General features: G+C 45.3%; 16 protein-coding genes. 12 read left to right on the forward strand and 4 right to left on the reverse strand.

What is annotated here, in order from left to right; translation table 11 throughout:
- Positions 1-8: 8 nt before the first annotated feature.
- The 5 genes from modB (at position 9) to QUA02_RS00350 (ending at position 4888) form a co-directional block, all read left to right on the forward strand.
- Positions 9-1826 (forward strand): molybdate ABC transporter permease subunit, encoded by a 1818-nt coding sequence (gene modB, locus QUA02_RS00330; RefSeq protein ID WP_333024395.1) that lies wholly within the window; start codon positions 9-11, stop codon positions 1824-1826.
- A 125-nt stretch (positions 1827-1951) separates the two neighbouring features.
- Entirely contained in the window at positions 1952-2350 is a 399-nt protein-coding gene (gene msrB / locus QUA02_RS00335) for a peptide-methionine (R)-S-oxide reductase MsrB (protein ID WP_333024397.1), read from the forward strand.
- Positions 2351-2621: 271 nt separating this feature from the next.
- Positions 2622-3350 carry a UMP kinase gene (pyrH, locus tag QUA02_RS00340; protein WP_333024398.1) on the forward strand — a complete coding sequence of 243 codons (729 nt, stop codon included), beginning with the start codon at positions 2622-2624 and terminating at the stop codon, positions 3348-3350.
- Positions 3337-3885 carry a ribosome recycling factor gene (gene frr / locus QUA02_RS00345; RefSeq protein WP_333024400.1) on the forward strand — a complete coding sequence of 183 codons (549 nt, stop codon included), beginning with the start codon at positions 3337-3339 and terminating at the stop codon, positions 3883-3885. The genes pyrH and frr overlap by 14 nt, the downstream gene beginning before the upstream one ends.
- A gap of 202 nt (positions 3886-4087) precedes the next feature.
- Complete coding sequence (locus QUA02_RS00350) at positions 4088-4888, forward strand: geranylgeranyl reductase family protein (protein ID WP_333024401.1); 801 nt, start codon at positions 4088-4090, stop codon at positions 4886-4888.
- A 29-nt stretch (positions 4889-4917) separates the two neighbouring features.
- Here QUA02_RS00350 and QUA02_RS00355 read toward each other — a convergent pair whose 3' ends face one another.
- Positions 4918-5145 (reverse strand): hypothetical protein, encoded by a 228-nt coding sequence (locus tag QUA02_RS00355; protein ID WP_333024402.1) that lies wholly within the window; start codon positions 5143-5145, stop codon positions 4918-4920.
- A gap of 313 nt (positions 5146-5458) precedes the next feature.
- On the opposite strand from QUA02_RS00355, the gene ybiA reads away from it, so the two are divergent.
- On the forward strand, positions 5459-5914 hold the full coding sequence (gene ybiA, locus QUA02_RS00360; RefSeq protein WP_333024403.1) for a riboflavin biosynthesis intermediates N-glycosidase: 456 nt from the start codon (positions 5459-5461) through the stop codon (positions 5912-5914).
- 373 nt (positions 5915-6287) lie between these two features.
- Positions 6288-9293 carry a GAF domain-containing protein gene (locus tag QUA02_RS00365; protein WP_333024404.1) on the forward strand — a complete coding sequence of 1002 codons (3006 nt, stop codon included), beginning with the start codon at positions 6288-6290 and terminating at the stop codon, positions 9291-9293.
- A gap of 204 nt (positions 9294-9497) precedes the next feature.
- Here QUA02_RS00365 and QUA02_RS00370 read toward each other — a convergent pair whose 3' ends face one another.
- Together QUA02_RS00370 and QUA02_RS00375 are read right to left on the reverse strand one after the other, a co-directional pair.
- A complete protein-coding gene (locus QUA02_RS00370) occupies positions 9498-10274 on the reverse strand; it encodes a pentapeptide repeat-containing protein (RefSeq protein ID WP_333024405.1) in 777 nt (258 codons plus the stop codon).
- 259 nt (positions 10275-10533) lie between these two features.
- Positions 10534-11178 (reverse strand): pentapeptide repeat-containing protein, encoded by a 645-nt coding sequence (locus QUA02_RS00375; protein ID WP_333024406.1) that lies wholly within the window; start codon positions 11176-11178, stop codon positions 10534-10536.
- A 1088-nt stretch (positions 11179-12266) separates the two neighbouring features.
- Between QUA02_RS00375 and QUA02_RS00380 the strand changes: the two genes are divergently transcribed.
- Positions 12267-12704: a helix-turn-helix domain-containing protein gene (locus tag QUA02_RS00380; protein ID WP_332978511.1), complete on the forward strand. Its 438-nt coding sequence runs from the start codon at positions 12267-12269 to the stop codon at positions 12702-12704.
- Between the two features lie 544 nt (positions 12705-13248).
- Here the strand turns inward: QUA02_RS00380 and QUA02_RS00385 are convergent.
- Positions 13249-13602 (reverse strand): metal-sensing transcriptional repressor, encoded by a 354-nt coding sequence (locus QUA02_RS00385; protein WP_333024408.1) that lies wholly within the window; start codon positions 13600-13602, stop codon positions 13249-13251.
- Positions 13603-13788: 186 nt separating this feature from the next.
- On the opposite strand from QUA02_RS00385, the gene QUA02_RS00390 reads away from it, so the two are divergent.
- The 4 genes from QUA02_RS00390 (at position 13789) to QUA02_RS00405 (ending at position 21457) form a co-directional block, all read left to right on the forward strand.
- Positions 13789-15066: an HhoA/HhoB/HtrA family serine endopeptidase gene (locus QUA02_RS00390; protein ID WP_333024409.1), complete on the forward strand. Its 1278-nt coding sequence runs from the start codon at positions 13789-13791 to the stop codon at positions 15064-15066.
- 62 nt (positions 15067-15128) lie between these two features.
- Positions 15129-15779, forward strand: coding sequence for an RNA ligase family protein (locus QUA02_RS00395; protein ID WP_333024410.1), 651 nt, complete (start codon positions 15129-15131; stop codon positions 15777-15779).
- A 154-nt stretch (positions 15780-15933) separates the two neighbouring features.
- Positions 15934-18342 carry an EF-hand domain-containing protein gene (locus tag QUA02_RS00400; RefSeq protein ID WP_333024411.1) on the forward strand — a complete coding sequence of 803 codons (2409 nt, stop codon included), beginning with the start codon at positions 15934-15936 and terminating at the stop codon, positions 18340-18342.
- A 586-nt stretch (positions 18343-18928) separates the two neighbouring features.
- Positions 18929-21457, forward strand: a complete 2529-nt coding sequence (locus QUA02_RS00405) for a sacsin N-terminal ATP-binding-like domain-containing protein (protein ID WP_333024413.1) — start codon at positions 18929-18931, stop codon at positions 21455-21457.
- Position 21458: the final 1 nt, after the last annotated feature.

Raw genomic sequence — 21458 nt, forward strand, 5'->3', positions numbered from 1 at the left:
ATATATAGATGGAATTTGATATTTCTCCGCTCTGGATATCTCTAAAATCCTCCACTATTGCGACATTTCTCACCTTTTTCCTGGGAATAGCCGCCGCCCGGTGGATGCTTTCTACTCGCATCAGAGGTAAAGCTTTAATTGAAGGGATTTTCATTTCTCCCTTAGTTTTGCCGCCGACAGTAGTGGGATTTTTGCTGCTGATGCTGTTTGGGAGAAATGGGGCGATCGGTCAATTCTTGCTACAATTCGACTTTACTATAATTTTCACTTGGCAAGCCGCCGCCATTACGGCCACAGTTGTATCATTTCCTCTCATGTACAAAACTGCTTTGGGAGCTTTTGAGCAAATTGATGCCAATCTTCTCAACGCTGCTCGCACTTTGGGAGCCTCGGAGTGGCAAGTCTTTTGGCGGATTATGTTGCCGCTAGCATGGCCGGGAATTTTAGCAGGAACTATTCTCGCATTTGCTCGCGCTTTGGGTGAATTCGGCGCGACGCTGATGTTAGCGGGGAATATTCCCGGACAAACTCAAACTATCCCGATGGCAATTTATTTTGCTGTGGAAGCAGGGGATATGAGGCAAGCTGGTATTTGGGTTTTGATTATTCTTAGTCTTTCTTTGAGCGTGCTAACTGCTGTTAATTTTTGGACTGATTTACAAAGGATATCGCCCAAACCGAATTCGAGCCAAAGACTGCACTCAAATCTTCCCAAAGTCGCGTCTACTTGTACCACAAAACCACAAAAACAACCGGAAAGCGGACTTTGTTTAAACATTTTTAAACCTCTCTCTGGCTTTGCCTTGGATGTCGGCTTTGATATCGGCCCGGAAGTGCTGGGAATTTTGGGCGCGTCGGGTTCCGGCAAGAGCATGACTCTCCGCTGCATCGCTGGTTTGGAAACTCCCAGCAGCGGTAAAATGGCCGTCAACGGCAGGGTTTTATTTAACTCAGCACAGGGCATTAATGTACCTTCTAAAGACCGCCGCATCGGTTTTTTGTTTCAAAACTATGCTTTATTTCCTCACCTGACAGTGGCTGAAAATATTGCGTTTGGCTTGCAACATTTATCTGAAAGCGAGCAAAAACTTCGGGTAAAAGAACAACTAATTTCGGTGCAAATGTCGGGACTGGAAAACCGCTACCCGCACGAACTTTCGGGAGGCCAACAGCAGCGGGTGGCTTTGGCGAGGGCGATCGCCCCTTCTCCAGAATTGCTGCTGTTAGACGAACCGTTTTCTGCTTTGGACACTCACTTGCGGAGTCAACTGGAACGCGAGTTAATGCAGACTCTGGCTAATTATCAGGGAGTTACTTTGTTTGTCAGCCACAATTTAGAGGAAGTTTACCGGGTGTGCAAAAATCTGTTGGTGTTGGCCGAGGGAAGGCCGATCGCCTTTGATACCAAGGAGAACATTTTCGATCGCCCTGGCAATTTCACTGTCGCCCAGTTGACTGGCTGTAAGAATTTCTCAGCAGCTAAACCGATCGCGGAAACTGTCGTAGAGGCGATCGACTGGGGCTGTACTCTGACTGTAGTCGAACCAATTCCCAAATCTCTAGTTTTTGTGGGAATTCGAGCTCATCAACTGAGTTTTGTTAGCGGGTGCGATCGTGAAAATACTTTTGCTTGTTGGATCGCCTCGACTGTGGAAACTCCGCACCGGGTGACATTATATCTCAAATTGCACTCGCCTCCCAATGATTCCCAAGATTATCACTTGCAAGCCGAAGTCTTCAAGGAAAAGTGGAGGGCTATTAAGGACAATCCTTTTCCCTGGTATGTTCATTTCGAGCCAATTAGGTTAATATTAATGGAGGCATGAGTTAACTAGCAATATACCGTTAACCGTCAACACTCAACAGTTAACAGCTAACCGTCAACACTCAACAGTTAACAGCTAACCGTCAACACTCAACAGCTAAATACATCTTAACCAAACATCAAATCATGACTGAAAAAGTTCAAAAAACCGACGCAGAATGGCAACAACAACTCACGCCGGAACAATTCAAAGTTGCCCGCAAAAAGGGAACGGAAAGAGCTTTTAGCGGCGAATATCACGACAACAAAAAAACCGGAATTTATAATTGCATTTGCTGCGGCACAGAGCTATTTAAATCAGAAACAAAATTCGATTCTGGTACCGGTTGGCCGAGTTTCTACGCTCCCGTTAGCGAAGAAAATGTCAAGTGCGAGTCGGATAACACCTTGTTCATGCGCCGCACGGAGGTACTGTGCGCTGTTTGCGACGCTCATCTCGGCCACGTATTTAACGACGGGCCCAAACCCACCGGTCAGCGTTACTGTATGAATTCTGCTGCTCTTGATTTTGTTCCCAAGGATTGAGTCTGTTGGGGGCGGGCTAAGAGTGCCTACACCACAAAAAATCAATCCGGTTGTGGAACAGGCATCTTGCCTGTTCACCTAGAATTCACTGAGAAAAAATCAATCCGGTTGTGGAACAGGCATCTTGCCTGTTCACCTAGCAGCCCGCGCAACAAACAAATTCTCTGGCAGCACCACAAGCAGGATGCCTGTTCTGGGCAATTGATGTTCAAAATGCACCCGTACTGCTATCTTATGGTGGAGGCAAAAAGAGTAAAAAAATAGTGGCGACATGGGGATGGTATATCAGCGAGTTTTGCTGAAGCTCAGCGGTGAAGCGCTGATGGGTGGACTGGGCTACGGGATCGATCCGGTAGTCGTTGGGTCGATCGCCCAGGAAGTAGCCAAAGTCGTGTCCGAAGGCATTCAAATCGCGATTGTTGTCGGTGGCGGCAACATTTTTCGCGGGGTGAAAGCTGCTTCAGCAGGGATGGATCGGGCAACGGCTGATTATGTGGGCATGATTGCTACGGTGATGAATGCTATCACTTTGCAGGATGCCCTGGAACAAGCAGGAGTGCCAACGAGGGTGCAATCGGCGATCGCCATGCAAGAAGTAGCTGAACCCTACATCCGGCGGCGGGCCATTCGCCACCTTGAAAAAAAACGGGTAGTGATTTTTGGTGCCGGTTCTGGCAATCCTTTTTTTACTACTGATACTACAGCCGCACTGCGGGCGGCTGAAATTGATGCAGAGGTGATTTTTAAGGCTACTAAGGTAGATGGGGTGTACGATTCTGACCCCCACATCAACCCCAACGCGCGCAGGTATCAAACCCTCACCTATGCCCACGTCTTAAATCAAGACTTGCGGGTGATGGACAGTACCGCGATCGCCCTGTGCAAAGAAAATAATATTCCTATTATGGTATTTGACCTCTCGGTGTCGGGCAACATCTACCGAGCTGTAATGGGAGAATCTATTGGAACTCTTGTCGGAGGTTTTTGTGAAGTTAGCTGAATCAGAAGATCATATGCAAAAGGCAGTTGAGGCTACTCAACGGTCTTTTAATACTATTCGGACGGGACGGGCAAACGCCTCTCTCCTCGATCGAGTCATGGTAGACTACTACGGCTCTCCAACTCCGATCAAATCCCTTGCCAATATCGGCACGCCGGATGCGACTACGATCAACATTCAACCGTTCGATCGCACAGCGCTCAACTCGATCGAAAAAGCGATTTCCCTGTCAGATGTAGGACTCGTTCCCAACAACGACGGTTCAGTTATTCGCTTGAACATTCCGCCGCTGACGAGCGACAGACGCCAAGAATTTGTCAAAATGGCCGCGAAGTTTGCCGAAGAAGGTAAAGTTGCAATTCGCAATATCCGCCGCGATGCCGTTGACTCGATTCGCAAGCAGGAAAAAAGCAGCGATATCTCTAAAGATGAATCCCGGGACTTGCAAGATAAAATTCAAAAACTGACGGACAAGTACATTGCCAAAATAGAAGAAGTTCTGGCAGCGAAAGAGAAAGATATCACGACAGTTTAGGGAATGGGAAATTGGGTATGGGGAATAGGAATAGTTTTGAGATTGCCCAGATCCGGTCGCGAACAACGCCCAGACGCTCGATGAGTTGTGAGTTGTGAGTTAAAAACTCAAGATTTAATACTTCAAGAGTTACCAATTACCAGTTACCAATTCCCCATGCCCCCATCACCGATCGCCCATTACCAGTTACCCATTACCACAAATGTTCGATCGCATTATTGTCCGTGCAGGTCCGGCAGGCAGCACAGCAGCTTATCACCGGGCAAAGCAGAGACGTTCTGTTTTGGTACTAGAAAAAGCGTCTGTGCCTCGCAATAAACCTTGTGGCGGCGGCGTTTCTGGGGCGATCGCCCAATGGCTGGCTTTTGACCTGACGCCAGCTAGTTCTCTGAAAGCTAACAAAATTAGCTACACCTGGAAAATGGGATACCCGGTGGAAGTTGAGATAGATTCGCCAATGCGGATCGTACAGCGAGATGTATTTGACGATTTTTTAATTAAACAAGCTCAAAAAACTGGTGCGGAACTTAGAGACTCAACAGAAGTTAAAGGAATTGAATTTAAGAATTATATTTGGAAAGTAAAAACTAAGTCAAAACCCGTTTCCGGCCACTATTTGATGGCTGCTGACGCGGACGGCGGGCCGATGACTAAGTGGCTCAGATTGAAAGAACCAAAACTCTGTTTGAGCGCAAGTTTAGAAACTCGCTCAATCAAGGGCGATTCCATCAATTTCGATTTTGGTACTATTAAAAAAGGTTTTATCTGGAGCTTTCCCAAAGCTGACGGCTACTCTTTGAGTATTGCTGCGATGCGCGGCGACAAGCCAAAAGATATCGAGAAAATTTTGACCGATTGCGCAACTAAGTGCGGTGCGGATGTTAGTGTCAGCAACCTGCGGGAACACCCCATGAGTCTGGGGGATGGCGATCGCAAATTGCACTCGCTCTCAGGCGCTGCTCGCAGGAGACTCCGCCAGTCTCGCCGACCCCCTCTCCGGTGAGGGGATTCGACCTGCCATATTTAGCGGATTTAAGGCGGCTCAGGCGATCGATCGAGCTCTTGGAGGCGCCGGCGACGCAAAGCGTCGCAGTACACTAAAACGATCGCCGAAGAATGGGGAACTGATATGGTTTGGGCCGACGCTTGGCTGCGGCATTCTATCAGTTTACTGGATGTGCTTACCGAGCGGGCGTCAAATTGCCGATCGCAACTCAGTTGACGAGCAAAATTTTGTGCCGCGAACTGCGTTATGCCCATATCGCTAACCCCCCTCTTAAAAAGCTGATGCCGTTTTAGAACGAAGGAAGTTCGGCAACGGATTTAACGGATGGATTTTGAGGGCAGAAGGTAGAGAGAAGAGGAAAGAAGGAAGAAAGAAGAGAGAATATTCTTAAATCCCAACTCCTTATTCTCAATTCCTCATTCCCAATAGCGGTAAGGTGCGTCCCTAAGCACCCTCGATAATTAGGTTCTGCGTAAATCTTGTAAAGTCAGGTGCGCCCCTAAGCACCCTAGATAATTAGGTTCTGCGTAAATCCTGTACAATCTAAAATCTCAAATCTAAAATCTAATGATAATTTATTTTTATAAATTAGAAAAGCCTTACGGCTGCTTTTCTAATTTTTCACTACACGACATTTACCTGCACGGTCAAGATTGGTTGACTGTGGAACATTACTATCAAGCCCAAAAATTTGTCGGTAGCGCTGATGAAAGATTAGTGGCGGCGATTAAAGCCGTAGCAACTCCCCAAGAAGCCGCCAAATTAGGTCGCGATCCCAACCACCGGATTCGCGCTGATTGGGAAGCGGTGAAAATTCCCATTATGCGCGAAGCAGTTTTAACTAAGTTTCTCGCTCATACAGACATTCAAGCTATTCTTCTCGCCACAGGGGATCGAGTGATTGTGGAGGATTCGCCAACGGATTACTACTGGGGCTGCGGGTGCGATCGAACCGGCCAAAATCATTTGGGTAAAATTCTGATGAGCGTGCGCAGCGAAATTTTTCAGCGCCGGGGGAGCTAATAAAACTCAAATTCTTTCGTTAATGCTCATTATATGAAGTTATCCCAACAAATGTCAACTTATCCTAACAATCAATAATTCCGATAGTGAGAGTTTAAGATTGCGAGAAATTTATAACAGGATTAAAATAATAATTATGATTGGGTTGAGTCGCTATGCCTGTTGAAGGCAAGGACTAAACCGGCGCGATCGCAGATTTTTCTTACCCCAGCGCGCCAGAGGCGATACACCGCAGTCTCTAACCAGTGTGCAGCAGATTAATTGTACAGATCGGTTGAATCAAAAACTCAGGGTGGTGCATTTGAGTTTGAGCGCTCCAACAGCACATCAAAACTTTTTATTATCATTGTATAATTACAAAAGGAGATTTATTATGCAATTCACAGAAAATACGCAAGAATTACATCATAAACTAGACAGAGAAGTTTTGGTACGGCGGATAACTGAACGCATCCGCCAATCTTTAGAATTAGAAGAAATTTTAACCAGTACGGTAGTAGAAGTGCGGTCTTTTTTGAAAACAGACCGCATCATGATTTACAGGTTCAGTGCCGACTGCAGCGGAGAAGTTGTTGCCGAATCAATTAATAACAACCGTCTCCCTTCCTTGAAAGGCCTGCACTTTCCAGCAGACGACATTCCCGCACACGCCCGGGAGATGTATGTGAGTATGCGCCTGCGGACAATCATAGATGTTAACTCCGGGACGATCGTCCTGAGTCCCCTCGATGCTGCAGACACCGGTCAACCTTTAGTAAAGGAAGAGATGCACTACCGAGCGCTCGATCCTTGCCACACAGCTTACCTGATGGCAATGGGAGTGCAATCTTCCTTAGTCGTCCCCATTTTGCACCGCACGATCGCGTCGGAAAACAGCAACACACATATCTGCGATGCCCCGAAGTGCCTGACTCGATACGAGCCAGGAAACAATCAAAAAATTCACATCGAACTGTGGGGACTTTTAGTGTCTCACGACTGTGCCCCCCTCAATATTTCACCAGCAGATTTAGAAGTAGTTCAGCTCGTATCAGATCAATTGTCTAGTGCTATCGCCCACGCGCTCCTCCTCCAGCAAACCCGCTCTCAAGCCACCCGGGAAGCTACCGTGAGCCGCATAGCAGCCCTGTTGTACGGTCACGCTAACATTCAACTGCAACAAGGTTTAGAAGCCACCGTCACGGCTTTGGGCGGCAGCGGCGGCAGACTCTATCTCAACCCCCCGAACATTAAGGGTGAAAAGTTATCGCTTCCCAAGATCGATCGAGCATTTTCCCTTGCCCCTGCTCAAAGTGATGCTACCTTTGAACTGTTCGCCACAGGAGAACAACCCACACTTCCCGACTGCGAAATAGTCAAGGCGATCGAAGCTCATCCCCTCTGGCAGCAATGGCTAACCAAAGGATTCCAAAATACCGAAGAAATTCCCAAATTGTCAATTATTACTAATTCTCAATTTCCAGTTTGGATAATTACCGACTTATACAAAGAACCTCTATTTAGAGTTTTAGTTCCCGCTTTCCAAACTACTAAAATTCGGGGTTTGCTGGTAATTCCACTCCACTACCAACAAAAAATAGTCGGCTGTTTGACCATTTTTCGCAATGAAATTGATACCGAAAAAATGTGGGCGGGGCGCTTTGATAGCAGCGCTGCACAAAGGCTTCCCAGACAATCCTTTGAACTCTGGCGAGAGATTAAAAAAGGTCAGTCACCAGAGTGGAAGTCGGAGGAGATAGAGCAAGCTTTAGCTATAGGCAGCCAATTTTGTGCGGCAATTGGGCAGTACGTTCTTTATAAAGAAGTGCAAGCCCTAAATGCCAACTTGGAGCGTCAAGTTCAAGAACGCACCGCCCAATTGCAAAAATCTTTGGACTTTGCTCAAGTATTGACGCGAGTTAGAGACCAGATTCGCAGCACATTGGATTTGAAAATCATACTGCAAACTATTGTGCGAGAAGTCAGAGTTTTGTTGGATACCGATCGCACGGTAATCTACCAGTTTGCAGAAGACAAACAGGGCGAGGTAGTTGTCGAAGCTGTTTGCGGCCAGTGGCGGTCAATTTTAGGTATCACATCTCCACAAGAATGCTTTACCGAAGGCTCAGACTGCTTTTCTCAAACCGGGCGGGTGCGAGCAATTAATGATATTTATACTGAGAATTTAACACCCTGTCACCGTGAATTTTTGGAAGATTTGCAGGTGAGAGGAAGTTTAATTGTGCCCATGAGGGGCAAAGATTCCCAATTGTGGGGGTTGCTGATTGCCCATGAGTGTTCGGGGCCCAGAGTTTGGCAAACAGCAGAACAGGAATTGGTGCAACATTTAGCGGCTCAAGCTGCGATCGCCATTCACCAAGCAGAACTTTATCAAGAAAGTCTCAATGCAGCAACTGCCGATCGATTAAAAGCCGAACAGCTAGCTAAAACCCTCACAGAATTGCACAATACCCAAGCCCAACTGATTCAAACCGAAAAAATGTCCAGTCTCGGACAACTGCTGGCGGGAGTAGCCCACGAAATCAATAACCCCGTTAACTTTATCTACGGCAATCTGTCCCACGCCAGCGAGTACACCAAAGATTTGCTCTGCTTGGTGAAACTCTACCGCCAGCACTACCCCAATCCCAACCAAGAAATTAGCGAGTGCTCCGAAGCGATCGACATCGAATTTCTTGCCGAAGATTTGCCAAAAATTTTGGGTTCCATGACAGTCGGAGTTGACCGCATCCGCCAGTTAGTTGTATCTTTGCGCAATTTTTCTAGGAGCGATCGAGCCGAGAAAAAAGCCGTTGACATTCACGAGGGCATCGACAGTACCCTGTTGATTTTGCAGCACCGGATCAAAGCCAAGTCCGATCGCGACACCGTAGAAATCATTAAAGAATACGGCAATTTGCCCTTAGTAGAATGCTATGCCAGCTCGCTCAATCAGGTATTTATGAATCTGATCGGCAATGCCCTTGACGCCCTAGAAATGGGACAAAAAGAGCGAGTTATGAATCTTCCATTGAAAGTGGCAAGTGCAGCGGCGACACATTTAAGCTCCCAAAAAATGGCTGTCGAGTCAGGAGATATCAATGCCACCACCGAGTGTTTTATTCCTGATTTCCCATCTCCTTGCATTCGAATTCGCACGGAATTGATCGATGAAATAACGGTAGGAATTTGCATTGCCGACAACGGTCACGGCATCCCCAAAGAGTTAATCTCTCACATATTTAATCCGTTTTTTACTACTAAACCCGTCGGTCAGGGCACGGGTTTAGGACTGTCCATCAGTTACCAAATTGTAGTTGAAAAACACCAAGGCGTACTCAAGTTTATTTCTGTACCCGGTCACGGTACAGAGTTCTGGATCGAGATTCCGCTGAATTAAGTACAACAACCTAAAAAACTGAACACCCAGATACCCGACTTCTTTGAGAAGTCTTGGCTCTAACATCGAACATCAAGAAATTATTTTCTCTTCATGGCAGAGAGAGATAATTCGATTCACAAAAGCTTTTAGTTCTGGACAAGCTTGAATCGCAATCATCAGATCGTTGTTTTTCAAAGTAGCCATTCCATCACTCACAAGTCTTTAAGGCAAGATCAACTTCACCAGAACAGAACCGATCGAGCCCAGAAGATTCATAAAGTCGCCGCGGCTGGCAGTGCGGGCTTCCGTAGGCTTTTGGCGCGCCACAATGGCTTCGGCTAACTGCTTTGACAAATCCTGACCTTGGGGATTTCCCTGAGCGGCAAAGAGTTGGTTTGCTCGAACTGCGTCTTGAGTCGCGCCGGCGAAGTCTCCCAAGTCAGCGCGAGACATACTGCGCGCAAAATAAACGGCGGCTAAATCCGATTTCAGATTCAGGGCTTGATTGTAATAATCAATGGCGTTTCTGTAGTTTCCCGCTTGAGCTTCCTGCACTCCCAACCGATAGAAATCCTCAGCGGTGCCGATATTAGTTGGCATTCCTCTAACTCCGAGCAGTTGCGCGTTAGTTAGATTGGCGTTGACCAAATTCGCGTCGCCCAGATAGGCACTTCTCAAGTCAGCACCGCTGAGGTTGGCACCGCTGAGGTTGGCCCCCGTCAGGTTGACGCCAAACAGGCTGGTGCCGCTGAGGTTGGCTCCGCTGAGGTCAGCCCCCGTGAGGTTAGCCCGGCTGAGGTTAGCCAGCCTCAAGTCAGCACCTTTGAGATTGGCTCCTGTTAAATTGGCTAAAACCAGACCTGCACTGCTGAGGTCGCAGTTGGGGCACTGTCGGGTGGCTAGTAATTGTTGCGTGTGTTGGATGTTCTCGGCAGGTGCAGGAGCGATCGGGGCGATCGCGCTCAGCAGCGTTACAGCAGCGAGGATTCTGAGTTTCATCTTAACCGTCCCAAATCCAAAATATTAAATCTAAAATAGCTTTTATCGAAGCAATTGAAAATCAACATAACACAAGTTCACCAACAAATCTTTGGACTGGCCCTATGTAGGAGTTTTGTGTGCCATCAGCACCCTAAATTGAAGTTCTGCACCTTACCTGAGTGTCAAATAAACACTTCGCTACCAATAAATTAGGGTAATGAAATAGTCATTACCCTTTAGCAGCGGTTCTCGGCAACCATAAAAATTAACGAATAAATTAGTCGTGAATCGTGCCGTCGGGCATCGTCGTACCCTTAAGATAAACTCCGCTCAGGTTGACTTTTGTAAGGTTTGCTCCCAGCAGGTTTGCCCCGCTTAAGTCTGACGCACTTAAAATCGCTTCCGTCAAATCTGCCCTAATTAGGCTCGCTCCCATTAAGTCGGCTCCGCTGAGGTCTACTTTGCTCAAGTTAGCCCCAATTAAATCTGATTCTGTGAGAACCGCCCTGCGCAAGTTTACTCCGTAAAGATTTACTCCGTGCAAGTCTGCACCGCAGAGTGTTGCCCGAGATATGTTGGCTCCAATTAAATTTGCTTGGATCAGGGAAGCTCCGCTCAAGTCTGCTTTGCTGAGATTTGCTCCCATCAACTCAGCTCGATTCAGATTAGCTTCAGCTAAAAGTGCTTCTGTGAGGTCGGCTCCACCTAAGTCTGCTCTGCTCAAATTAATCTTGCACAAATTGGCTTTGACAAAGTTGACTCTGTTGAGTTTCGCTTTGCTGAGATTGGCTCCAATCAGGTCGGCTTCATACAGATTGGCTCCAATCAAGTCTGCTTCGTAGAGGTACACCTCGTGGAGGTAGACCCCGCTAAAATTTCTTTCTCCTATTGCGTATAGCTTGAGCAGTTCGTCAACGTTCATTATGGCTTCTCTACACCTTTTAAATGAAGAATACTGTCAGCAAGCTGGTTGCACCGGATGTTCGGCCATTTTAGATTTTAGATTCTCAATGATTCACACCCAGCGCGAGACTTCCCTCAATCTGCAAAATTTGAGAATAAATTAGATTGTTTGGGGAGAGTGAAGGACAAAGCTGCATTTTTTTTATAATTAACATTTAAAATGTTTAACAACAATATGGCTCGCACTTCCTAACTAAATCAAAGGATTCTGGGTGGAAAGTGCGATCGAACCCATAACTTTTTGTAGATAGTTGATTTTACTGAGTATGAGTGTGACAAGGATCACTAATGGATGTTAGTAGTATCACATAGAAACCACCGTTTAGATCACGACTCGCAGGGAAAAATAGCTGATAGTGTTACTGTAAGGCTGAAAAATTGACAATGCCACTGCCCGCGTGTTTTACTCAACTAGCGATCGAGCAAGTAGTTTCACAGATACTAGCTTTTAGACCCGAAAGTCGGTTGCAACGTCACTCGGCGCGACACTCGGGGCGACCCGCTCCGGCCGGTGAGAGTGCTGATGTCTCAGGATTTCTCGCACATCGAAAGCCAGAAATGCACTTCTGGGAATAGGGGTATGTATGTATAAAAGTGCGATCGCTGGTGTACAGACCAAGCCTGTCTGCTAGCAACTAATGACTGAAAATCGCTAATCCCTTCGCAAAAACAACCAATAAATACCTGGAAAACCATGATATATGTTTAGCAAAAAAGAATAAATGGTATTCCTTAAAAGCCAACTATTGCAGCTAATATTGCAATCGAGCGGTTAACTGATATCAGTATTAGCAATGACGTTTGTTCCATCAAATACAAAACTGACCCAGAAACCGATTTTTTTACCAAAATACTTTGTGGCAACCCTTGCTCACAGTAAAAAAAAGGCTTTTGAGCGTGTGAGTGTGTCCAGGACACAAAAAGTTTAATTTAGAGCGCTTTTGTATTGCTGTAGGGCAAACAAAAGGCGAGCAGTTAGGATAGGAGCGAATTTTGCTCCCTTGTCAAACAAAGTTATTGTAGAGCGCGAATCGTGAGGTAATTGGTATGGCTGGAGTATGTAAACTTAGCATCACAGAGACAATTGACGAACTAAAAAGCCTGTTAACCGAACAAAAAACGGCAAGCGGCTTTCAAAAAATTCAAGCACTTTATCTGTTCAAAATTTGTCACGTTAAGACAGTTAAAGAATTGGCAATGACGATCGGGGTCAACCGAATTACAGTGCAGCGGTGGCTGAGAAAGTACCGCTCTGACGGACTCGAAGGACTCCTGGAAACAAAGCACAGCGGCGGCCGCAAGCCGGCGATTCCTCCTCTGGCCCGCGCTAGTTTGGCAATGCGCCTGAGCGACCCCCTGAAAGGCTTTAAAAGCTATGGAGAAATTCAAGAGTGGTTGCAACAGGAACACAGCATTGAGGCTTCCTATAAAGCCGTTTACGCAACAGTCAGATACCAGCTAAAAGCCAAGCTGACGAAAGTCTAGACATTTCATACCACGTCCGATTAATCACCGATCGTCTAATTGTTTGGAGTCAGCCTCTAAAGCTTTTGAGGACTTCCGCCGTCACTATAAACCTACAGCACTTTTCAGGTATGTGAGGTACATAGCAGAGGTAGGGACACGGCGAAAGCCTTTTTCCCTACGGGGATATTGAATGTACTTCATGAACCTGGAATATGCTGTAACTAATTCTTTTTTAAGCAAACTCGCTCTCATAAGCTGCGAAGCATATAAATTATGTGTTGTGGCGATTGGGGCGAGGGGGAAAAGATGTGACGCTTTTCCTGCGTTTGTGAAAGATGCTTGAAAAATGGGCAAGAAATCATCCTATCAAATCCGGTAGCATCGGAATTAATGTTACCCACAGTCAGGACACGGCAGTGCCGTGTCCCTACAATTAATCGGGGTAGTCCAAGGGCACGGCGCCGTGTCCGACCTATCATGTCGCTCGTGCAACCGGAATTGATATCACTTGCAAGTTTTGTCTAATTTGCAGGTTTTGTTGTGGTGTAAAAATTGGTAGCGGCTAAGGTAAAAACCGATCCAAAGCCGCTTTCAACTCTTCTATTTCCGTATCGATATTGCCTTCTTTCGCGGCTCTGGCAATGCACTCAGTTAAATGTTCGTCCAGAATGATTCTCGCTACGCGATCGAGCGCGCCTCGAACCGCAGCAACTTGCACGAGAACTTCGGGACAGGGACGGTTTTCTTGCACCATAGTTTTGATGCCGCGGACGTGTCCCTCAATCCGAGACAAGCGATTGACCAGCCGCCGCATCGATTCTTCATCGTGAAGGTGAGGGTGGGCTGATTTATCGCCGTGATGCTGGTGGGAATTTGAGGGCAAGGATTTGTCAGTAGAAGTATCAGATATAATCATCGGGGTTACGAGGGAAATTTAAAAGTTAGAAAAAGTTAGAATTGAGAATATGTTGAGTTGGTGCTGGCTCCTGACTCATGTATTGTAAGGGTCAAAATATATTTAGGATCTTCATAGCGGAAAATTATTGAGTCCGCACATCGCACACCTTTACCAGACTAACCCAGACTAACAAAAATTGACGCTATGCGACTATTTAAGTTTTTTCGCCCCGCACCCCGCACCCGCGATCGCTGGTTCGCCCTAATTTTAGGAATGACGATCGCCCTGAGTGCTTTAGCAATCAATCCTGCACCCGCTACCGCCGCTGATGGCAAAAATCCGCCTTCCTTGCGGGAACTCGCAGGAACAGCCGTGCATAAAGTACAGTTCCAGAGTTCCCCACCCACCGCCCCGAATCCGCAACTGTTAGCGCTGCGGGGCCCGGAACTCCCGGCGGATACCAGCAGTTTTGTGACGGCGGCAGTCGATCGAGTCGGGCCGGCCGTTGTCCGCATTGATACCGAGCGGACTGTCAGCCGCAACCTCGACCCCTTAATGGAAGACCCCTTCTTCCGCAGATTTTTGGGAGAAGATTTGCGCAGCATGACCCCCAGACAAGAACGCTTGCGCGGTCAAGGTTCCGGCTTCATTATTGACAAAAGCGGGATTGTTTTAACCAACGCTCACGTAGTTGACAAAGCCGATCGAGTAACTGTCACCTTAAACGACGGCAGGACATTTCCAGGAGAAGTGCAAGGTACTGACGAAGTAACAGATTTGGCTGTTGTCAAAATTAATACTAAGCAATTAGACTTACCGACTGCCACTTTGGGAGATTCCGACGCGGTGAAAGTGGGAGATTGGGCGATCGCCGTGGGCAACCCCCTCGGATTTGACAACACCGTCACCTTGGGCATTATCAGCACCCTCAAACGCTCCAGTGCAGCCGTCGGCATTCCCGACAAGCGGCTCGATTTCATTCAAACCGACGCGGCCATCAATCCCGGCAATTCCGGCGGCCCGCTGTTAAACAGCAGAGGAGAAGTGATTGGCATCAACACGGCGATTCGAGCCGATGCAATGGGTATTGGGTTTGCGATTCCGATCGACAAAGCCAAGGCCATCTACGCGCAGTTAGCCAAGGGAGAACAAGTCAGCCATCCGTTTTTGGGGATTCAGATGATTGCTTTGACTCCTGAAATGGCCAGAGAGAATAATTCTGACCCCAATGCTCCTTTAATTGTGCCGGAAGTCAAAGGGGTGTTAGTGATGCGAGTTGTACCAAATACGCCTGCTGAGACAGCAGGGGTTCGCAAGGGGGATGTCATCGTTCAAATTGACGGTGAGGGAGTGACTGAACCCGAACAGTTGCAAAATTTGGTGGAAAATAGCAAAATCGGTCAAATTCTCGAACTGAAGGTGCGCCGCGGTGTCCAGATTAAAGAACTTGCCGTTCAAACTGCTCAACTGAGGGATTTTTAGGGAAGAATGGGAAGGGGGGAAACTGTTAAAACCCTTTCCTTCTTCCTTCTTCCTTCCTCTATATGACAAGAATTCAGCTTGCATATCCCAAAATTCCCGATAGTAAAAATTGCCCTAATGAACAGTGTATAGCTTTTGAGAAGTACGATGGCACTAATTTGCATTGGGTTTGGGAAATTGAACTCGGTTGGTATGCTTTTGGTACGCGCCGCAGTAGATTTGATTTGGATGAAATGGGAATTGCAGAATTTAATGCTGCACATCCAGGTTTAGAAACAGCACCTGAAATATTTAAGAGAGATTTTGCTAGTCCGTTAGAGTCTATATTTCGAGAGAACGAACAGTATCACTGTGCTGAAATTACTGTGTTTACAGAGTTTTTTGGTGCTAGCTCGTTTGCGGGAATGCACCAAAAAAAAGATCGCAAACAATTAGTGCTTTTTGATGTGGAAACTGAGGGCGGTATGGTTGTTCCCGATCGGTTTATTCAGGATTTTGGTAAATTAAATATTGCGCGAGTGATTTATCGCGGCAAACTGACGGGCAAGTTTATGGATGATATTCGCCAGGGGAAATACGGTGTGGATGAAGGTGTTGTGTGCAAGGGAGGCCGCAATGCTAATAATCTGTGGATGGTGAAGATTAAGACTGATGCGTATATGCAGATGTTACGGGAAGCTTTTAAGGATGATTGGGAAAATTACTGGGAGTAATATCAAACTGATAGATCGACTGTCACAAGCCAAAGTGGGAGATATCGGCAATCCCCTTGGATTTGACAATACCGTTGCGTAAGTCATCAGAAATTAAAGTATATTGGTCATAATCAATAGACAGCCAATAAAAAAAATCAGGGAAAATTTAGTTATGACATCTGTGGAGCTTGAAAGAAAAGCCATGACTGAAGAAGATGTGGCAAAGTTATGGGAAGCCTTCCAAGTATTTGACGCGGACGGGAGCGGTGGTATCTCATCAGAAGAACTGGGTCAAGTGATGCGATCGCTAGGCCAGAGTCCTAACGAAACTGAGCTGCGCGACATGATCAAGGAAGTGGACGTAGAGTTGTCGGGCAGTATCGATTTTGATGAATTCAAAATGCTGATGGTGTCCCAGCAGGGCGATCGCCAGAGTCGTCTCAAACTGGCATTTAGTGTATTTGATGAAAACGGTAGCGGTCAAATCACCAGAGACGAGCTGCACGGCGTGATGAGCCAGTTTGGGCTCACAGAGCAAGAGCTCGATGAGATCATCAAAGAGGTAGACCATGACGGCGATGCCTCAATTGACTTTAAGGAATTCTGCAAACTGGTACCGGATGAGTCAGAGCTCACAACCGGATATCAAGACTCGCCCGTTCCGATTGTCAGTACACAGACAACCGAGATTTCAGATAGTACAGCGGCTGCGATCGCAACTACAGCAACTGCTATCAATGAGGCAGCTTCGGCAACTATTGAACCTAATCTACAAGAAGCACCCACCGATGGCGATCCAGAAATAGCAAGGCTAAAAGAACTACTCGCCCAACACCCACAAGCTGAGAATAAGCGCGGTACGTCCCGCTTGCAGATGCAGATTGGTTTGTTTCGTCTGATCCAGGGAGCAGCCTACCGCAGCTTCCGCGAGAGTTTCTCCGCCAACCACGAGACTCACCTGCGCGTGAGAAACTTGCCATACAGAATCGTTGATTTTGTGCAATTTGTCAGGACTGCGATCGCCCTTTATAAAGGATTAGGTATCGTAGAGTCTGCGTGCAACCCTGTACTGGATGCAGTAGTGAAGTCGATCGAAGATGAATATGCCAGACTAGAGGCTCGCATCAAGAACTGGAAGACGATCGAAAAAACTCCAGAAATGTTGGTCGAACAAAAAGCCATGTTGGAGGCGCGGGGTAAATCTGCCAGCGCCAAGGAGAAGTTTGCCGCAGGAGTCGAGTTTGCAATCACCATCAAAAAGAAGAGTCTCAACTTGCGTGACATCGCCGAGGGCGTGCTTGCCATCAACGAACTCAACCGACTGCGGAAAATGGAGCTGAGTGAGGAAATGGCACCGCCACCAGCCCAATCCGAGGGAGACCCCAAAGACTACCTGAAGAAGTGGAACCGCGTCATCGTCTCGGATGCTTCAGAGAAAATTGATGGTGCAATGATGCCAGTGGCATATTGGTATGAAGACTTTATGCCGAAGTTGCTGACTGCCTTCAGCGTCTGTACCGCAGCAGATATCCCCTTGAACACGGTGCCTGACGAAGCGGCTTTAAACCAGTGGTACGAAGCCACTAAAACGTCAGGGGAATTTGGGCGCTATGGGGCGGATGTTGCAGAAAGCTTTCCCAAATGCGCTCCAAAACAGAAGCTGATGCTTCAACAGGCATGGCGCTTGACGCACAACTACCTAAATGGGGTACAGAAACGGCGCGAACGCATGGAGTTTGGGCGCGAGTCTGGCGCACTCTCGCAATATGTGTCGTTCATCGATGTGTATATCGATCGCAGTGAAATCAAGAATTCACAAATGCGCGTCAGCTTCCCTTACTATATTGGCCCTGCGGTGTGGCGTTTCTTCCACACTACGGCTGAAATCGTCTCTACCAAGACCCCCAAACAGCAAAAAACTCTGGTGGCAATTTTCAAGGACTTCTTCAAGCTGTTTGCCACTATGTATCCCTGCCCCTACTGCCGCCACCACCTCAACGCCTACGTCGTGCAGAATAAAGAGGTGGAAATGTACCCTGTAGAGTACCTTGTGCTTGGGCGCGACCCGCTTCTGAATAACTTTGAGGTATCAATGGAGGCAAAGCTGTCCACCGTAGTAGATGGCGATTCCCTGCGCTTATTCTTCTGGAAGCTGCACAATACTGTCTCCTCATCGATTGCTCGATCGGAGGAGTGGTATCACAAGGATGAGAAAGCATTCTACACCACCCGTTATTGGCCCAGCATTGACTCTGAGCTAGCACGAGCCAAAGCCCTCAAACACATCAGCATTGCCACCGATCGGATGTACCGCCTCTACGGTATGCTCAAGCCTGCGGCACGACTGACAGGGGTGAGAGCAACATTGCAAAAGCTGTTAAATAAGAGGGATGATGAAGGTATCAAGGAGGCTTGCTTAGTTGCCCAAGATTACATCAAGGAGTTGGAGGAGGCGATCGTCACCGGACAATTCTTACAAGAGACATATTACTTTGACCCCGATCTTGTCGATCGAGCTCCAGTCTTTAGTCCTGAAGAAGAGGAGTTTGCTCGCAGCGGTGTGTTCGTAGAGGTTGCTTAGATATCAGTCCGTAAAAAGTTAAGCTTAAAAGCTTAACTTTTTACCAATTATAAAAAACTAGACAAATTAGCGTGATTAACATTCTGAGTGGGTTTATAGCAGAAGGAAGAAGTCGATGCGAAAATGCAATTCCAGGCAATTGTTTGAGCGATCGAGAATGTCCTGATCGTTTTAGCGGTTGCTAGGGAGGTGGCAATGCTAATAATCTGTGGATGGTAAAGATTAAGACTTATGCGTATATGCAGAAATTGCGGCAAGCTTTGAAGCGTGTGAGGGCATCCAGAAAAGTTTGGCTAAAACCTTGGGTAGTGGCGATCGGGTTTTCGTAGAAGATGAGGATGGGTGTTTATCCCAGTCTAGGAGTTGCCAGTAAATTTTGAGTCCCGTGAGGCTTTGGGGCGATGCCCTCTGTGGATTTGGGGCACTGGTGTTTTTTTGACGAGTTGCAGGTAGATGTCGGCGGCGGGGTTATTGGGGCGATCGAATTTGCTGCGATCGATGACGCTATGCGATCGTGCTAATATTACACATAGGTGTTTGTCCCCCAAATGTGGGTCAATATTTCGCAAAACAGCAAAAGGTGCTTATGATTCAGTCAATTGTAAATGGCAGAGAAGAGGATGGAAACCGATCAATTGCACACAATATAATAAAGCGTTTGGATGAGCTGGATCAAACTAGTGACAATAATCAAGGGCGTTGGGCTTGGGAACTTCTACAAAATGCCAAAGATAGCATAGCGGAAGATAACGAGAGAACGGTATCTGTTCAAATACAACTTGATGAAAATACTGTTGAGTTTAGGCATAATGGCGCACATTTTACAGAGCAAGACGTAAGAGGTCTAATAAACCAAATTTCTTCCAAAGAAATTGAAGAAGGACAGCAGACCCAAAAAACTGGTAGGTTTGGGACAGGTTTTTTGACAACACATTTACTTTCAAGAGTAATTCAGATAAAAGGAATTGTACAAACAGCAGATGATAAATTTTATAAGTTTGATTTTCCATTGGACAGACAAGGTAAGACGACAACCCAACTCATTCCTAAAATCAATAATTCCTTCCAGAAATTTCAGGAATCAGTCAAAGAAATAGGTGCTAAATACGATAAAGATGAATTCAACACATCTTTTTGTTATCAATTAGAAAAGGAAAAGCAAAAAAAAGTTGCTAAAATTGGTGTCGAGGAATTTGCAAAATTAATTCCTTTTGTTTTGGCATTTATTCCTAGAATTATCAGAGTAGAAATCATAGATAATACTACGAATAATATTACTATTTTTGAAAAGAATCAAGAGTTGATAGATGGTTTCGTTGTACCTATTTCAAAAAACAAAAATAAAAAGAAAACTAATATTTTCATTTTATATGCGTCTGATGATAAGGTAAAGATTGCTACCGAAATTGAAGAAACAGAAAGAGGCTATTCAGTTAAAAGCATAGAAAATTTTCCAAAATTATTTTGCGATTTTCCTCTTATTGGCAGTGAGGACTTTCACTTTCCTGTAATTGTAAATAGCTTCTTTTTTAATCCACAAACTGAAAGAAATGGACTTTGGCTAAAAGATAGTGATAATACAGAAGTAAAAGAAAATCAGAAACTTTTAGAAAATGCTGTTGAATTGTATAAAAATCTAATTTCTAAAGTTTCAGAGGGACATTTTTTTGATCTATATAATCTTGCCGAAACTAAAATGCCTTCTACAAATGAAATATACTTTAATGAAAACTGGTACAAAGACTTTATTCAAAAACCTATTAGGGAATTTATTTATAAGGCAAAAGTTGTAGAAACTGAAAATGATAAAGTTTTGTTGGGTGATGTTTATTTCCCAGACCCAAATTTAAACGAAGAAGACAGAGAGAAAATTTGGAAATTTTCATCTGATCTTAAAATAAATAAGCTGCCATCAAAACAACATATTCATAAATGGGCAAAACTAATTTGGAAAGATTGCAAAAGGGTGGATATCGCTGAGCTTGTTGCAAATATACAAGCTAAAGCCAATATTACAGAATTAATTAACACGCTTGAGATAGATGATAAAGAATCCTTTGTCTGGCTCAACAACTGTATAGAGTTTATCTATGAAATTGGTGGACAAAATTATTTTGACAACAACACACTTATTCCGAATCAAGAAGGAGCATTTAAAAAACGTAAAGAGCTTTCAATAGATGAAATAGAAGATGAAACACTTAAACAAATAGCATATTTAGTTGGGTACAATTATTATAAAGGATTGATACACAAGGACATCTATTTTGAGTATAGCTACACCACAACTACAATGCAAAATGTTGCCAATGAAATCATCAAAAATTTGATTAAGGATGATGACAACAATGACAAAAATAGAATGCTTGCTATTATAAAACTTACTGAATGGTTTGAGTCTAATCCAGATCCAGGTAAAAAATTATTTACCGAACTTTATCGGAAAAAAGAAAAACTATTGGTGGATACAATCGAAGACAAAGAGAATTTATATCGAGTTCTAAAAAGTAAGATACCTCTTTCAAAGCTGGCAAGCCCTGAATTGAGTGAAGAAATTCAAAAAGCAGAAGAACTAACAAATCTCTTAAAGGACTTCGGTGCTAATGATGTGTCTGATTTAAGGAAAAAGCTGGAATTAGCTCAGAATATTTCTACTAATAATTCTAAAATACAAATTACCGAACAAACTTTAGTGAGTTTAGGGGTAAAATCGCTTAAAGAGCTTGAGGAAGCTTTGAAGGATAACGATTTTGCTTCTCAATTTATTCATACATCTACACCAACAGAAGAAATGTTTATATATGCTCAAGGTTTAATTAGTAGAGCTAAGACTAATGTTATTGAATACTTAAAGAAACATCCAAAGTACGCTTGTGAAGAATGGCAAGAATTAGCTCCTACTGTAATTGGAGGAATAAAAAAAGATGGTTTACCTATATATGTTGTTGTAAGACCGTCGGACAATCGAGAGGTGATTGTTTACTATAGCTCTGAAAAAGATATTTTAGATAATCCTTATGCAGAATTATGGATTGATAACGGGGTTGATGAACCAAGACATTTAACTCTAGGCAAAATTCTTAAAATAACAGGTATTAATAGGATTCCAGTTTAAA

It is taken from the genome of Microcoleus pseudofavosus SVA1_A4 (assembly GCF_036700565.1).
GTDB lineage: Bacteria > Cyanobacteriota > Cyanobacteriia > Cyanobacteriales > Microcoleaceae > Microcoleus.